We start from the raw sequence: 15,534 nt of genomic DNA, 5'->3' as shown, positions 1-15,534 counted from the left end.
GGGTGTGAAAACATTCAACCATGGAGACCCTCATGAGTGTGCACCCATCCACTATTCACGTGACTTACGACTTCATCTGCCCTTGGTGCTGGATCGGTGAAGAGCATCTGGAACGCGCACTGGCCGCTTCGAATTTTTCAACGGATCGCCAGGTTGTTTTCCTGCCTTATCAGTTGAACCCGGACATGCCTGTTCAGGGCATGGATCGTAAAACCTATCGCTCTGGCAAATTCGGTAGCTGGGCGCGTAGCCAGGCCATGGATGCTCAGGTTACCCACGCTGGCAGGGCTGTCGGTCTTGAATTCGATTATGAGCAAATCGAAAAAACCCCCAATACCCTGGCGGGCCATCGCCTGGTATGGCGAGAACAACAGGCGGGCCGAGACGCTTCTTTGCTGGTCAAAGCCATTTTCAAGGCGTACTTCGGCGAAGGGCGGGACATCGGCGACCTCAATGTGCTCGCGGACATCGCTGCCGAAGCAGGGCTGGACCGCGAAGCAGTTGTCGACTTTCTCAACACCGATGAAGGCACTGCTGAAGTGTTGAAACTTGAAGCCATGACCAGGGCATCCGGTGTGCGCTCGGTTCCGAGTATTCAGATCGCAGGCGACAGGATCAGTGGCGCTCAGCCCATCGAAGTAATGATCCAGATACTGAGACGAAACCGGGCGGCTTGAGCCGTTTTTTTTCAATCCATAGCCATTCAGGAATTCATCATGACCCATCACTTGTTCAGCCCCATCAAACTCGGCCAACTCTCCCTCGATCACCGCGTCGCCATGGCGCCGCTGACGCGCTCCCGGGCGGGCCAGCCTGGCAACGTACCGACCTCGATGAACGTCGAGTACTACCGTCAGCGGGCCAGCGCGGCGTTGATCATTACCGAGGCTACCCAGATTTCGCAGCAGGGCCAGGGGTACGCCTGGACGCCCGGCATTCATAGCGCCGAGCAGATTCAGGGCTGGAAAGCGGTCAGCGAAGCCGTGCATGCAGAAGGCGGTCGCATTTTCCTGCAGCTCTGGCATGTAGGGAGGGTGTCACACCCGGTGTTTCAACCCAACGGCGGCTTGCCTGTGGCACCGACCGCGCAGCCGGTGCCGGGCAAGACGTTCATCCTGAATGAAAAGGGCGAGGGGGTTTGGGGTGATGTACCGATTCCCCAGGAACTTGATATTCCGGGCATCGAAGCGATCGTTGCCGATTACCGCAAGGCGGCTCGCAATGCGCTTCTGGCCGGTATGGACGGTGTGGAAATCCATGCAGGTAACGGCTACTTGCTCGATCAATTCATCAACAGCGCCAGCAATCAGCGCAGTGATCGCTACGGTGGAAGCATCGAAAACCGTGCGCGGCTTTTGCTTGAAGTGGTGGAGGCCGTGACCGAAGAAGTCGGTGCCGAACGCGTCGCCGTTCGCCTGACACCGATGGGGCGCTTCATGGGGATGGACGATGACACCCCGGAACAGACCTTCGGCTACATTGCCTCCCGACTCAACCACTGGAATCTCGCCTACCTGCACCTGGTGGAACCGATGATGGTCGGCACCGTGCTCGACGAAAGTAACGATCCACGCTGGGACGCCATCATCAAACAGCTACGCACTGACTTCCACGGCGTACTGATGCTGGCGGGTGGTTACACCGGCGAAACGGCCGAACAGGCCATCGCACAGGGGCGTGCCGACCTGATCGCTTTTGGTCGCCCGTTCATTGCCAACCCCGACTTGCCGGCGCGCCTGCGTGGCCGTAACGAACTCAACCTGGCGGACGGCAGCAGTTTTTTTGGCGGCGACGCCAAGGGCTACATCGACTATCCGGTGTTGGCATAACGCAACGTGGGAATCACCAGGCTACGAGGAGAAAGGTAATGAAGAGTGCAGACGTTCCGAAGGCCCTGGTCATTGGTGGTTCCCTGGGAGGGCTGTTCGCCGCCATGGCGTTGCGTGCGATTGGCTGGCACGTCGATATTTTCGAGCGTTCCCCCGCGGCGATGGACAGCCGTGGCGGAGGCATTGTCCTGCAAGCGGATGTCTTGCAGCATTTTCGCTATTCGGACATCAAACATACCCATGCGCTCGGGGTCCGGTCCCATGATCGCCTGTATCTGGATCGGGCCGGCACCGTCGTGCACAAGGAGTCGATGCCGCAAACCCAGACGTCCTGGAACACGCTGTACAACGCATTGTTCTCTGCGTTCCCTGCCGAGCACTATCACCGGGGTAAAACGCTGGTTGATCTGGTTCAAAACGAGCAACGTGTGACCGCGATGTTTGAAGATGGCAGCAGTGCCGAGGGCGACGTGTTGATCGGCGCCGATGGGGCAGGGTCGACCGTGCGAAGTCTGGTGTTGCCGGAGGCTGGGTATACCTATTCAGGCTATGTGGTCTGGCGTGGATTAGTCGATGAAGACGGACTTCCAGACTTCGCCAAGGCACAAATCTACGAGGACTTTGTGTTTCAGCAGGACCCCGAATCGTTGATGCTGGAATACATGGTGCCGGGCCTGAACGGCTCGGTTGATCCCGGCGAGCGACGGTTCAACTGGCTCTGGTATTTGAAGGCTGCGCAGGGCGCAGAATTAGACGCTGTGCTCACCGATAACAAGGGCCATCGGCGTAGCCACTCCATTCCTCCGGGCGCCTTGGCAACGGAGCAGGAGGCTTACATCAGGAAAATGGGTGAGCAGCAGGCGAATCCGGCGTTTCGTGAACTGATTCGCCAGACCAAGGATATTTTCGTGCAGGCGATCCTTGATCTCAACGTCCCTCGAATGGTGTTTGGCCGCGTGCTGTTGACGGGTGACGCTGCTTTTGTGCCGCGCCCTCACACGGCCGGAAGCACGGCCAAGGCGGCCCGCAATGCACTGGCCCTGGCTCAAGCGATCGACGACATAGGCGACATCGACAGAGCCCTTCTGGCCTGGCAGCAACTGCAACTGGCAGAAGGCAAACGCATGGGGGACTGGGGTGTGAGCATGGGCAACCGGATCATGGGCATCAGCTGACCCGGATTGGGCATTGAGCATTTCGCTGCAGTGAGTCCCGGGGTTGAGCACAGCCATGCAAGACACCCCGGGCCGGGTCATGCATAGTCATCACTATTACTTTTCGATCCTGGACTTCGCTTATGGACAAGTTGCTGGCGCTGAAAATGTTTGTCGAAACGGTCCGCTGTGGTGGTTACTCGGCAGCCGCGCGCAAGCTCGGCATCTCCACTTCGTCAGTGACGCGGCAGGTCGCGGGGCTGGAAAGTGAGTTGGGCGCCAGCCTGCTCAACCGCACCACGCGCAACACGAGTGTCACGGTGGCGGGGCAGAGCTATTTCGACAAGGCAGTGGCGATCCTCGAAGCCATCGATGAAGCCGACGCCGTCGTTGCCGACCGTGGCAGCGAAGCCCAAGGGCGTTTACGGGCCAGCGTTCCAGTGGAATTCGGCCGGCGTATCATCGCTCCCCATTTGAGCCGGCTGCTCGATCGCCATCCGGGCCTGGAGATCAGCCTCTCGCTGAGTGACGAGGTCAGTGACCTGCTCAGCGAGCAGATCGATGTGTCGGTGCGTCTCGGTTCATCGGTCGTCAGTGATGACATCGTCAGCAAGAAGGTGGGTGATTTCCAGCGTTGGGTGGTGGCGAGTCCCGACTACCTGATGCGCACCGGACTGCCCCATCACCCTCGTGATTTGCTGGAGCATCAATGCTTGCGGTTTGATTACCGCATGGGTCACCACAATTGGACATTCCAGGGCGATGAAGAAATCATCCGCTTGAATGTGCAGGGAAGACTGCAAAGCAACAATGCCGACATCCTGCGGGAGGCCGCCTTGGCGGGTGGCGGGGTGACGCTGTTGGCCGATTGGCTGGTGCGTGACGATGTTGGCGCCGGTCGGCTGACTCGCGTGCTGGAGCAGTATGAAGTCAACCCAGGGAGTGCGAGCACCTGCATCAACGCGCTGTATCTGCCCAACCATCGCGGCTCCAGTCGCATCAATGTGTTCATTGAATTTCTGCAGGAAATACTCGCCCCCTGATCACGTTGTCATTGGCGTCAAATCAGCGATTTATGGGGCGGTAAACGTGACCAATGTCTTGGGCTCCAGATACGCGCTCATCCCCCACCGGCCCATTTCCCGCCCAAGGCCTGAATGCTTGAAACCACCGAAGGGGGCACGCGGTTCGTGGGCCAGGGTGTTGATGAGCACACGTCCCGAATCGATCTGAAGGGCGATATTCACACAGCGTTCGTGGCTCTTTCCCAGCACCAGGGCGCTCAGCCCATAGTCCGTATCGTTAGCAATGCTGATCGCATCGGCGTCATCCTCGTAGGGGATGATCGTTAGCACGGGGCCGAAGATTTCCTCACGAGCGATGCGCATCCGGTTGTTGGCATCAGTGAAGATCGTCGGCTTCACGAACCATCCGGCGTGCAAGCCTTCCGGGCGACCTTCGCCACCCGCCAGCAACCGCGCGCCTTCTTCCTGGCCGCTACGGATGTAGCGCTGCACCCGTTCCCATTGTTTCTGGCTCACCATTGGGCCAATGTCGGTGTCGGCGTTGCGTGGATCACCCGACTGGATCTGTGAGACGCACGCCTTCGCAACCCTCTCGAACTCTGCCAACCGTCGGCGCGGCACAAGGATGCGAGTGCCCGCGATGCAAGCCTGGCCGCTGTTGAGAAATCCGGCTTGCAGCACCATTGGCATGACCGCCTGGAAATCCGCATCGTCAAGCACCACGGTGGGCGACTTGCCGCCCAGTTCGAGCGTCACGCGCTTCATGGTGTCGGCGCCGGTTCTTACCAGATGCTGACCGACAGCGGACGAACCCGTGAACGAGAGCTTGGCGACGTCGGGATGCCGGGCGATTTCCTCGCCAACCACATCGCCCCGCCCGTTGACGATATTGAATACACCCGGTGGCAGCCCCGCTTCGTGCAACGCCCTGATCACGACCTGAGTCTGCAACGCGCTCATCTCGCTGGGCTTGATGACGGTGGTGCAGCCTGCCGCCAGCGCGGTGGCCAGCTTGTTGCAGATGAAGCCCGCATTGCTGTTCCAGGGCGTGATCAGACCCGTAACGCCCACGGGCGTCAGAATGACCTTGGCCATGCCGACCTGTTCTTCGAAATCGAACGCCTTCAGTGCATCGATCGCTTGCGCAATCACATCCATCGGGTAAGTCGCCATCCAGCGCCCGCGAACCGCAGGCGCGCCGTATTCCACGAGGATGGCTTCCAGCAGTTCTTCCTCCCTTGCCGCCATGGCCCGGTGCATGCGTTCCAGTGCCGCAATGCGCTCCTCCCGACGGGTGCGAGACCAGGCCGGAAATGCGGCCTTGGCGGCTGCGATCGCACGTTGTGCGTCCAGTGCATCGCCCAACCGAACCTGACCGATGACTTGCTCGGTGCTCGGGTTATGGAGGTCGAACCATTCCTGACCGTGCGGTATGACGAACTCGCCGTTGATGTAGATGTGTTCAATGCGCTGCATGGCGATTCCTCGTTCAAATGAGCCTTTGTGCAGCGAAGTCTATGAGGGGCTTATTGTTCCGATAAGCTATCCTTTTGCTTATGTAGCATCCGTATTTTCAGGACAATCCATGCACAGAACAGGAATGACCGAGCTGGAAGTGGTTCTGGCCGTTGCGCGCCGCAGCAGTTTTCGAGGCGCGGCACAGGAATTGGGCATGTCCACCACCGCCGTGAGCAGCGCAGTGGCCGGCCTGGAAGCGCGCCTGAAAGTGCGCCTGTTCAATCGCTCCACGCGCAGCGTTGCCCTCACCGACATCGGGCGACGCTATGTGGAGCGCATTGCCCCTGCATTGGCGCAGATCAAAAGTGCCGGCGAAGAGGCCAGCGTCGGCCCCGACGAACCCAGCGGCACACTGCGCATCAATGCACCGTATGGCGCGGCCTACCTGCTGCTGGATCCGCTGCTCAAGCAGTACGCTCAGCGCTATCCCGAGGTGCGCATCGACATCGTCAGTGAGTCAAGCATGGTCGACATCGTCGCCGGGGGCTTCGACGCCGGGATTCGCCTGGCAGAGTCCGTACCGCAAGACATGATTGCTGTGGCGCTGTCAGGTGACATGCGAATGCTCGTGGTGGCTGCGCCTGAGTATCTTGAACACCATGGCGTGCCCGAGCATCCCCGAGACCTACTCACCCACCACAGCATCGGCATGCGCATGGCCCACGGAGGTCTCTACCATTGGGAGCTGGAGCGCGACGGCCAGAAGTTGCAGATGGAGCTGCCGGTGCGCCTTGTGTTCAATGAGTTGCTGGCCATCAAACAGGCCGTGTTGTTGGGCCTTGGCATCGGTTTCATTTCCGAGGGGTTCATCCGGGAAGAACTTGCAAGCGGGGCCCTGGTGCCGGTGCTGATGCCGTGGTGCCCGTCGTTTGGCGGGTTGAGGCTCTACTACTCGGGCCATCGCTTCGTGCCGGCGCGATTGCGCGCACTGATTGATCTGGTGCACGAGTTGCGGCCCAATCCGGTTTGATTCGGGCGACGAGTGCACACTCGAATCCTGAGGATCGCTTCGCGCCAGGTGCTCTTGGCACGAGCCGTATGCGGTAGTTGCTCACGTCTGGATCTGTGCGGTGGGGGCAGATAACGGCCATCCCTACCGCGCGCAAACTCGTGTATGGCGGTCAGTGATCGGATCGAAGACGTCAAAGAGCGCGTCCCCTTTGTTTACCCGTGCCCCCAATGGTTTCAGGAGCGAGACAACCTCTGCGTCGGGGCCTACCAATGCGAAGCCCTGGCCTGCGTCGGTTTTGATAAAGCTTTCATCGATATTGACGATGTCGGCAAGGGTGGCATCCAGGCGTCCGGACGCCAGGTCCTGGAACGCTTCACCTTGGGAGCCTTGGCGCACGACTTCAATACCCGCTGCGGCAAATTTGTCACTGGCATAGCGATCGTAGGTAAAAGCGCGCTGAACGCCTACCCGCTTGCTTTTGAGGTCAACCAGTGGATTGTTAATGACGGTGCCGGCCTTCATCGCCAGTTTGCCGGGGGTGTGATAGTACTTTTTGCTGAAATCGACTGATTTAAGCTGGTCGGGCGTGATCGACATGGAGGAGAGGATCGCGTCGATCTTTTGTTTCAACCTGGTCCTTCCCTTGTCTCAAGGAAGTGATGACTTTATCGATGCTGTTCTCTGTATGTTAATGGGAATAAGTTTTATTTGCGAATGGTTTTGTATAGCATGCGCGGGAGTTTTTGGCGGTTTCACTCCCTGTATTGGCCTATTCGTAAAGGTTTCTCTCTCCATGCGTCGAACCCTGTTTTCCATTTGTGTATTGCAAGCGTTGTCGTCTTCCTCATGGGCTGAACAAACGGATGTAGCTCCCTCAACGCTTGAGCTGGACGCAACCGATGTTATCGGTACCGCGAATTACGAAAGGGCGGACGGCCCGGTGCAGGGTTATCGGGCGACGCGCTCGGCCAGCGCCACGCGTACCGACACGTCGATCCATGAAACCCCGCAATCGATCAGTGTGGTCTCGAAGGATGCAGTCGAGGATCTGGGCGCCACCCGTTTGCAGGACGCTCTGGACTACGCCGGGGGCGTGGGGCGGGCGAACAATTTCGGTGGGCAGGGCCTGACCACGTTTACCGTTCGTGGCTTCACCACCGGCGAGTTTTACCGCAACGGTTTTCCGATCAACCGCGGCTACCCGAACATGCCGGATGCCAACACCATCGAGCGACTCGAAGTGCTGCGCGGCCCGGCCACCATGCTCTACGGTCGGGGTGATCCTGGCGGCACCTTCAATGTGGTTTCCAAACAGCCGTTGCCCGAGCGCACCGTCACCCTGGGCAGTCAACTCAACGATCAGGGCATGAAGCGCGGCACGCTGGACGCTTCCGGCCCGCTCGACGAAGAGGGGCGCCTGGCCTATCGACTGAACGTAGTGGGCGAGGGCGGCGACACCTTCCGCGATCACGTCGAAAACGAGCGCTACGGTATCACTCCTGTGCTGACGTGGCAGGCAACCGACGCGACCAAGCTCATTTTCGAAGGTGATTTCATGCGTAACAACGCGCCTCTGGATCGAGGCGTTACCCGCTACGCCAAACAGATTGGCACCGCCTCCCGCGACAGCTTTTTCGGCGAAAAAGACGCTGGCAAACTGCACAACGACAACAACATGGCGCAACTGCGTTTCGAACACATGCTCAACGACGACTGGACGCTGGGGGGCGGTTTCCAGTGGCTCGATGGTTCGCTCAAGGGCAACGCGGTCGAGGCCAACGGCATTGCCGCTGACGGCCGCACGTTAGGGCGCAACTTCAACTATCGCAAGCTGGAGTGGACCGACAAGGACACCCAACTCAATCTGACCGGCCATTTCGATACCGCTGGTTTGCAGCACACGTTGCTCACCGGTATCGAGTATGAGGATTATGACTACAAGTCGATCATTCAACGCTCCAGCGGAGCTATCGGTGCCTACCCGATCGACATCTTCGATCCGGTGTATGGCCAGCCACGTCCGGCACTCACCCGCACGCCGACTCACGACAAGGAAAACCTCAAGACGTATGCCGCGTTCGTGCAGGATCAAGTGGCATTGACCGACAAATTGAAGGTGCTGGCCGGGGCGCGTTTCGAACGCTTCGAACATGACTACGAAACCTACGTGCCCGGCGGCAAGAGTTGGCAGGCCAGTGACAACGCGGTGACCCCGCGCATCGGCGTGACCTACGACCTGACCGAGACATTGGCGGTCTATGCCGACACTGCGCGCTCTTTCAAACCCAACACCGGCGCAAGCCGCGAGGGCGGCGGGTTTGCGCCGGAGAAGGGCAAGTCTTACGAAATGGGTATCAAGTGGGAAGCACTGGATCAGCAGTTGAGTGTCGATGCGGCGATCTATCAGATCGAGAAACGCAACGTTTTGACCACCGACCCTGTTGATTCGACCTTCAGCGTTGCGGCTGGCGAGGTGCGCAGCCGTGGTTTCGACGTCAACGTTGCCGGCAACCTCACGCCCGAATGGCGCATGATCGGCGGCTACGCCTATGTCGATGCCGAAGTGACCAAAGATAACGTGCTGCGCTCTGGCACGCGCTTGCTGAACATCCCGAAAAACAGCTTCAGTCTGCTCAATATGTATGAGTTCCAGGACGGCACCCTCAAGGGGCTGGGCTTGGGTACCGGGCTCAAGTACGTCGACGAGCGCGCCGGGCAAACCGCCAACACCGCGTTTTCGATGAGCAGCTATACCGTTGTCGATTTGCTCAGCTTCTACAAGATCAATGACAAGGTGCGGCTCAATCTTGACGTGAAAAACCTGTTCGATCGTGACTATGAAGAAGGCGCATTCGGTAACGTCTATGCCTATCCGGGGGCACCGCGAACAGTACAAGTTGGCATTTCCTACACCTTGTAGCGTGCAGTGCTGGTGCACGCCGAGCCTTCCGCGATAACGCGGGAGGTGAGGCAACGTGCGCCAGCGCTAGAGTTCGTTCCGCCCGCATAGACGACAATTGCAGGTTAAGGCGTTTTAGGCCGTGCGCAAATTTGGAGTTGGATTCAATGGCCGCTTGAGCAAGGTTGCGCAAACTGACGAAAAGATGCGAATGATCCAGAGTGGGAGGAGCAAAATTCCCAAATGCCAGAAACGACAAAGCCCTGAATAATCAGGGCTTTGTCGTATAAAGATGGCGGAGGCGATGGGATTCGAACTCATGGACCTGTTACAGTCGACGGTTTTCAAGACCGTTGCCTTAAACCACTCGGCCACACCTCCGTTTGCGTTGCGGGCGCCATAATACCTGAATGAAACACACTGTCAAACTCTCTGCATGGCTTGTTACAGAGCGTCTGTTATGATCTTTGCGACTGAACGTTTCAAACCAACAGGAGTGTCGCCATGCGCGAACAGGATTACGCAGTTAATAACAGCGTGCAGGCTGAGCAGCTAGAGGTTAGCCGCGTCCTGCGCAACACTTACGGCTTACTCGCACTCACCCTCGCATTCAGCGGCGTGATGGCGTTTGTCGCCCAGCAGATGCGCGTCGGCTACCCGAATATCTTCGTGGTGCTGATCGGTTTCTACGGCCTTTTCTTCCTTACCAACAAACTCCGTGATTCGGCGTGGGGCCTGGTGTCGGCGTTTGCCCTGACCGGTTTCATGGGTTTCCTGCTAGGCCCGATCCTCAACCGTTACCTGGGTATGCAGGGCGGCGCGGAAGTGGTGAGCTCGGCGTTCGCGATGACGGCGCTGGTGTTCGGCGGTCTGTCGGCTTACGTGCTGATCACTCGCAAGGACATGAGCTTCCTCGGTGGTTTCATCACCGCCGGTTTCTTCGTGTTGCTGGGTGCAACGCTGGCGAGCCTGTTCTTCCAGATCAGCGGGCTGCAACTGGCGATCAGCGCAGGTTTCGTGCTGTTCTCGTCGGTCTGCATTCTGTTCCAGACCAGCGCCATCATTCATGGCGGCGAGCGTAACTACATCATGGCGACCATCAGCCTGTATGTATCGATCTACAACCTGTTCATCAGCTTGTTGCAGATCTTCGGCATCATGAGCCGCGACGATTAATCGCAAGGCGTGAAATAAAAAACCCGCGAAAGCGGGTTTTTTTTGTCTGCGATTTGAGGAAAGGCTCACGCCATCGGCGGCAACCGTCGCTTGACCGGGGTCTTCTTGACGATCGCGGTGTTGGTTTCGGCGTGGGTATTGAGGCGGTCGAGCAGGGTGTCCAGCTGCTCCATCGAGCGCACATGCAGGCGGGCGATGAAGCAGTCGTCGCCGGTCACCTTGTCGCACTCAGTGAATTCGGGGATGGCCTGGATCTGCCTCTCCACCTCCTGCAACTGGCCCGGCAGCGGGCGGATACGCACGATGGCCTGGAGTTGATAGCCAAAGAATTTGGGATCAATCTCGACGGTGTAACCCTTGAGCACGCCGCGTTCTTCGAGGCGGCGCAAACGCTCGGCGACGCTGGGCGAGGACAGGCCGCTGAGGTTCGCCAGGGCCTTGAGCGAACGCCGCGAGTCTTCCATCAACGCCGTGATCAGCACTTGGTCGATATCATCAGTCATGGCGCAACCTCTGTAAGGCAATTAATCGATACCGCCTTGATAAAAAAGGCAGACACCGAGTTTAGCCTGCTTTTTGCGCTGGAGAAGCCCCCCAGCGGATTGGCATACTTTGGGCTCAAACACAGGAGTCTGATGATGGACAAAACAATTCGTCACGGGTCATTCGAAATGACCGCCGCCATGCTGATTTCCGGGACCATCGGCTGGTTTGTGCTGGTGTCCGGGCAGCCGGTGCTGGACGTGGTGTTCTGGCGTTGTGTGTTCGGCGCCGGCACGTTATTGCTGATCTGCGCGGCATTCGGCTTCCTGCGCCCCGGCATTCTTACCCGCACCACCTTCCTGCTGGCCGTGCTCAGCGGCGTGGCAATTGTCGGTAACTGGGTGCTTTTGTTCGCCTCTTACTCCCGCGCCTCGATTGCCATCGGCACAGCGGTCTATAACGTTCAGCCATTCATGCTGGTCGGATTGGCCGCGCTGTTCCTCAACGAAAAAATCACCCTGCAAAAACTGTTCTGGCTGGGCATTTCGTTTTTGGGGATGCTGGCGATTGTCAGTGCGCATGGTGAACAGGGCGAGGGCGGCAATGATTACCTGATGGGCATCGCGCTGGCGCTGGGCGCTGCTTTCCTTTATGCGATTGCCGCGTTGATCATCAAACGCCTGACCGGCACACCACCGCACCTGATTGCGCTGATTCAGGTCAGCACCGGCGTGTTGTTGCTCGCACCGTTCGCGCATTTTTCCGCGTTGCCCCAAGCACCGAGTGCCTGGGCCAGCCTGGTGACACTCGGCATTGTTCACACCGGCGTGATGTATGTGTTGCTGTACGGCGCAATCCAGAAGTTGCCGACGGCACTGACCGGCGCGTTGTCGTTCATCTACCCGATTGCGGCGATTTTCGTCGACTGGTTTGCCTTCGGCCATCGCCTGGAAACGCTGCAGTGGATCGGTGTCGCCGCCATTTTGCTGGCCGCTGCGGGTATGCAGCAAGGCTGGAGCCTGAAGTTGCGACGCGTGGCCGCATAGTCATCAGTGTCGAGTGAGCACATCCGCGAAAATACGGTTGATGGTATCCATGCTCTCAGCCGTTACGCGGTAACTTTCATAGTAAGCGCGGGCCCCTAGTCTTTCAAAAACTTCGGACTTTCCACTGTTGGCAATGAATATGCCACTGGCTTCCAACCACCCAGGCGTATTCTGAATACTCTCTGGAGTCATGTTCCATTGTATTGAACAATCTTTTTTGAAAATAAGAAAAGCATCAACTCTTTCGCCCTCCAGCTTTCTGAAAAGCGGCGTAGTGCTGATGTGTTGACTATCCAGGAGTTCTTGGCAAAGGTGTTGTAATTTTTTGCTGGCGTCTATCCAGTCAGGCTCACTAAGATCAAATGTGCTCCACACGGATGGTAGATACCAGTCCATGATCTTCGCCTCTGAAATGTCACTACTTCGCGGCGTATGTGCAAATATGGGAAGGATGACGTCATCGGGAATGTACTGAAAATGCGCTGTTGTTCTATCGGAACTGCTCTCCAGCGAGTTCTGTACTATGAAATCACCTGGGCTACCCCTCTGAGCTAAATAACTAACCATCTCGGTGAAGTAGTGTGCATTATTTTGTAATTTGCCATCATCCCGTAAATGGGACTCATGTAAGTAAGTGGATGCGTTGTACTGTTGTAGTTGTAGAATAGGCTCTTTATTGAAGAATACTTCGCTGTCGTCCCTTGATTTGCACTGCAACAAGTTGAGTCTGTGTGCGTCTTCATTGTTACGATGAACCCTGAAATCAGGCGTGATTATTTTTTGATTAATGAAGTATGGATTGGTCGGTTCCTGTTCAATAAAAGGCGACCCATTTAACGTAATGGATGACGGCTTCGGCTCTACTGAGTATGTATAAAAACGGGAAATCGTAATCTGGTCTGAATGCAGTTTGGTCTGGCGTTCCGTCTTTTGAGTGTCATCAATTCCCAAGCTATCCAGCAGCTGCTGTCTGGGCGCTTGAAGTACTTTCTCTGCGAAAGCCAGTGCCGTTGTTTTACCGAGCAGTTCGATCATGTAAGGTGAAAAAAGATCTGTTTCACTGACCTGAGCGGAGGGGTGGGTCATTTTTTCAATTCCACCACCAGTCCCGCGCACGTCTGCAATATTAATAAACGAACCTTTGTCTTTGCTGTTAGTCAATTGAGCGGTATTCGGCTCTTTGTCTGCAGTGATGGGGTTGAATGTGCAGACCGAAACTTTAGAGTTGCAGTTTATCATCGGGGATCTCTCGGTATGCAATTTCAGCTACTTAATACCACCATGGCTGATTGCTTTTGATGCTTATATTGATAGCGGTGGCGGACTGGTCTTAGCGTGGGATACTGTCATTGAGAAGGCGGTGGGTAACAAAGTGCTGCAATATTTTACATTGCGCATCTTTTACCCTGTTCATTTGGTCAGCGTTCATTTTGATATTGTTTGCGAGCAGTGACTGAGCCGCTTTGTCGAGGTCGTCAATCATGTAATAAATAAAAAGAGAAAGTGTCTGGTGCGTTTCAGGGAGTGACGCTCTTGATGGCAGTTGGTTTGTGTATTCTTTTGCTAGTTCTGCTCGACTTTCAAATAATTGCAAGAGCTGTTTGTCGTGTGGGCGTTCCTTAAGTATTGCAGAGTGATCCCTGTAAAGCTCATGGATGTTTTTCGCAATGTCGATGATTTCATCCATTCGAAGCAGGTAGCTTGGGTGGATATTAAACTGCACCTGCTCCAGATCTCGACGCAAAGGCGCGCAGAAGCCTTCGTTGGTTCTCTCTCGAATCTGGGTACGGGCTGGAAAAGCTCTGTTTTCCGAACAGTCGGGTTTTAACTCGGCATTCTGGTCGAAGTTCATTAGCATCGGGACCATTTGGAAGATGGTTTTTTTCAGGTCGTCGCTGCCTCCTGTCAGGCGAGGAATTTGTTCAATGACTTCTGGGAGATTGTCGTAAGTGTCCATTTGCTTTTTGAATACAGCTTCGTTTACCACGACCGTGCCAGCAGGGCTGAATTTTGCAACTGTTATACTTTCTATGGACTTGATTCGGTTTGCTTTGATGAGTTCATGCAGTTGATTGTTAACAGCCTGCTTTTCAAGAGTTATGTATTCGATGAATTTTTCAGGGTCGCTGTTCTTAAAACCACCCAATACGAAAGTTTGCAAGGGCGTAAGCGTCGTGGCATGGTCTAATTCTTGTGAGGAAAGAAAAGGTTGGCAACGGCCAATACCATGAAATGTCATTAATTCGGCACTTCTGTGCTCGCCTTGATCCAGCCCCTCTTTATTACTGGCTGAACGATGATGCGCGATCATTTCGGTCCGGATTCCGGTCTCGATTGGAGTGTTATTATGTGGATTCTTGATGACTACATAACGTGCGTCCGAAACATGGCTGATTTCATTTTCCAGTATTTCCATTGTTGGAAATTTTGTCGCTGCTTCAGTGTCGGTAAAACGAATGAATTGGCTGGTGTTGTAAGGGAAGGCTGCGAGGCATTGCTCTTGGTTCGCTTTTAACGTGTCTGTTATACGAGTAGTGATCAGCTTGAACTCGGCAGCATAGTTACTGTTGTCGAAGTGAAACATCCATTCCCTATATTTGCCATCGTCTTTGCTGGCGGGATTGTCCATGAAACGAAAATTTGCAACAGCAGGTATGTCGCCGAGTTGGTACGCCGCTTTAAAAATCTGTAACGGTGTCAATTTTGCATTGAGGCAACGGATGTCAGTAATTTTGGATTTTATGTTCTGGGCAGAGAAGTCAACTTTTGAGTAATCCTCTTTTATGATGGCATGTTCTTCCATTACTTCATCATAGAGTGTCTTGAAGTCTCCGTAAGTTTGTAAATCAATTTCGCATGCCGATAGCCCGAATATCTCCCATTCGCTCAGGATCGATTTGAATGCCTCTTGCAGGTCTTCGTCTATTAATGATAGGAGATTGCAGCGGAGAATGTTGGTTTGTTCCGCATTAGATACCTGCTTGTAGTCCGTTTTTTCTGCATGGCTCAAACCCTCGATAGGGCGAAAGCGATTCGGAATTGTGCTGGTGGTACTGAACTGCCCCAGAATCGTGGTAGCGATATCAGGTTCTTTTAAAAAATGTGCAGGCTGGCAGTCAGTTATTTTGTTGATGAAGGCTGTGGTTCGATTTTTTAGCTCGGATGCGAAAGCTGGATCAAGGATTACTATCGACTCTGTTACATTGGAAGCTTGAAGTAATTGGCCGGCTATTTTTTCATGTTCGGGCTGATTGTTTTCGTGTTTGGCGTTTGCATTCGCCAACGTAAATGAAGAGGAGGGGGCGTGAGGGCGGAATATGCTATTGCTTGGCAAACTAATTCCTTTTAGTTGAATAATTTAAACCTTCCATAAGCATCAGTTATTCTAATGGTGGGGATTGTTCTGACTATCAAAAAAAGCTTATTGCGTGCAGCGAGGTGTAGTTAATGGC

At 55.5% G+C, this 15,534-nt stretch carries 12 protein-coding genes, 1 tRNA gene and 1 pseudogene; 8 read left to right on the top strand and 6 right to left on the bottom strand.

Annotated features, from left to right (window positions below):
• Positions 1–32 precede the first annotated feature (32 nt).
• The 4 genes from ACM6IQ_RS21690 to ACM6IQ_RS21675 all read left to right on the top strand — a co-directional run bounded on the left by ACM6IQ_RS21690 (position 33) and on the right by ACM6IQ_RS21675 (position 4,026).
• Positions 33–677 carry a DsbA family oxidoreductase gene (locus ACM6IQ_RS21690; RefSeq protein WP_414879802.1) on the top strand — a complete coding sequence of 215 codons (645 nt, stop codon included), beginning with the start codon at positions 33–35 and terminating at the stop codon, positions 675–677.
• 39 nt (positions 678–716) lie between these two features.
• Complete coding sequence (locus tag ACM6IQ_RS21685; protein ID WP_414879801.1) at positions 717–1,829, top strand: alkene reductase; 1,113 nt, start codon at positions 717–719, stop codon at positions 1,827–1,829.
• A 38-nt stretch (positions 1,830–1,867) separates the two neighbouring features.
• A complete protein-coding gene (locus tag ACM6IQ_RS21680) occupies positions 1,868–3,004 on the top strand; it encodes an FAD binding domain-containing protein (protein ID WP_414879800.1) in 1,137 nt (378 codons plus the stop codon).
• A gap of 122 nt (positions 3,005–3,126) precedes the next feature.
• Entirely contained in the window at positions 3,127–4,026 is a 900-nt protein-coding gene (locus ACM6IQ_RS21675) for a LysR family transcriptional regulator (protein ID WP_017339242.1), read from the top strand.
• Between the two features lie 30 nt (positions 4,027–4,056).
• Here ACM6IQ_RS21675 and ACM6IQ_RS21670 read toward each other — a convergent pair whose 3' ends face one another.
• A complete protein-coding gene (locus ACM6IQ_RS21670; RefSeq protein WP_414879799.1) occupies positions 4,057–5,484 on the bottom strand; it encodes an aldehyde dehydrogenase family protein in 1,428 nt (475 codons plus the stop codon).
• 109 nt (positions 5,485–5,593) lie between these two features.
• Here ACM6IQ_RS21670 and ACM6IQ_RS21665 point away from each other — a divergent pair, with 109 nt between their 5' ends.
• On the top strand, positions 5,594–6,496 hold the full coding sequence (locus tag ACM6IQ_RS21665) for a LysR family transcriptional regulator (protein WP_414879798.1): 903 nt from the start codon (positions 5,594–5,596) through the stop codon (positions 6,494–6,496).
• A gap of 180 nt (positions 6,497–6,676) precedes the next feature.
• Here ACM6IQ_RS21665 and ACM6IQ_RS21660 read toward each other — a convergent pair.
• Positions 6,677–7,102, bottom strand: a pseudogene (locus tag ACM6IQ_RS21660) (ABC transporter substrate-binding protein); the annotation flags it as partial.
• A gap of 169 nt (positions 7,103–7,271) precedes the next feature.
• On the opposite strand from ACM6IQ_RS21660, the gene ACM6IQ_RS21655 reads away from it, so the two are divergent.
• Entirely contained in the window at positions 7,272–9,398 is a 2,127-nt protein-coding gene (locus tag ACM6IQ_RS21655) for a TonB-dependent siderophore receptor (RefSeq protein ID WP_414879797.1), read from the top strand.
• Positions 9,399–9,670: 272 nt separating this feature from the next.
• Here the strand turns inward: ACM6IQ_RS21655 and ACM6IQ_RS21650 are convergent.
• A tRNA-Ser gene (locus ACM6IQ_RS21650) sits at positions 9,671–9,758 on the bottom strand.
• A 123-nt stretch (positions 9,759–9,881) separates the two neighbouring features.
• Here ACM6IQ_RS21650 and ACM6IQ_RS21645 point away from each other — a divergent pair.
• On the top strand, positions 9,882–10,553 hold the full coding sequence (locus ACM6IQ_RS21645; RefSeq protein WP_017339210.1) for a Bax inhibitor-1/YccA family protein: 672 nt from the start codon (positions 9,882–9,884) through the stop codon (positions 10,551–10,553).
• A gap of 65 nt (positions 10,554–10,618) precedes the next feature.
• Here the strand turns inward: ACM6IQ_RS21645 and ACM6IQ_RS21640 are convergent, their stop codons facing one another.
• A complete protein-coding gene (locus ACM6IQ_RS21640; protein ID WP_414879796.1) occupies positions 10,619–11,056 on the bottom strand; it encodes an Lrp/AsnC family transcriptional regulator in 438 nt (145 codons plus the stop codon).
• A 135-nt stretch (positions 11,057–11,191) separates the two neighbouring features.
• Here ACM6IQ_RS21640 and ACM6IQ_RS21635 point away from each other — a divergent pair, with 135 nt between their 5' ends.
• Positions 11,192–12,082 carry a DMT family transporter gene (locus ACM6IQ_RS21635; protein WP_414879795.1) on the top strand — a complete coding sequence of 297 codons (891 nt, stop codon included), beginning with the start codon at positions 11,192–11,194 and terminating at the stop codon, positions 12,080–12,082.
• Between the two features lie 3 nt (positions 12,083–12,085).
• Here the strand turns inward: ACM6IQ_RS21635 and ACM6IQ_RS21630 are convergent, their stop codons facing one another.
• Together ACM6IQ_RS21630 and ACM6IQ_RS21625 are read right to left on the bottom strand one after the other, a co-directional pair.
• Positions 12,086–13,321, bottom strand: coding sequence for a hypothetical protein (locus tag ACM6IQ_RS21630; RefSeq protein WP_414879794.1), 1,236 nt, complete (start codon positions 13,319–13,321; stop codon positions 12,086–12,088).
• 91 nt (positions 13,322–13,412) lie between these two features.
• The gene (locus ACM6IQ_RS21625) at positions 13,413–15,416 is read right to left on the bottom strand and encodes a hypothetical protein (protein WP_414879793.1); all 2,004 of its coding nucleotides are present in this window, start codon (positions 15,414–15,416) and stop codon (positions 13,413–13,415) included.
• Positions 15,417–15,534 lie beyond the last annotated feature (118 nt).

It is taken from the genome of Pseudomonas sp. IT-P100 (assembly GCF_949767185.1).
GTDB lineage: Bacteria > Pseudomonadota > Gammaproteobacteria > Pseudomonadales > Pseudomonadaceae > Aquipseudomonas > Aquipseudomonas fluorescens_B.
The sequence above is the reverse complement of the archived record's forward strand: the minus strand, read 5'-3'. Positions and strand labels throughout refer to the sequence as shown.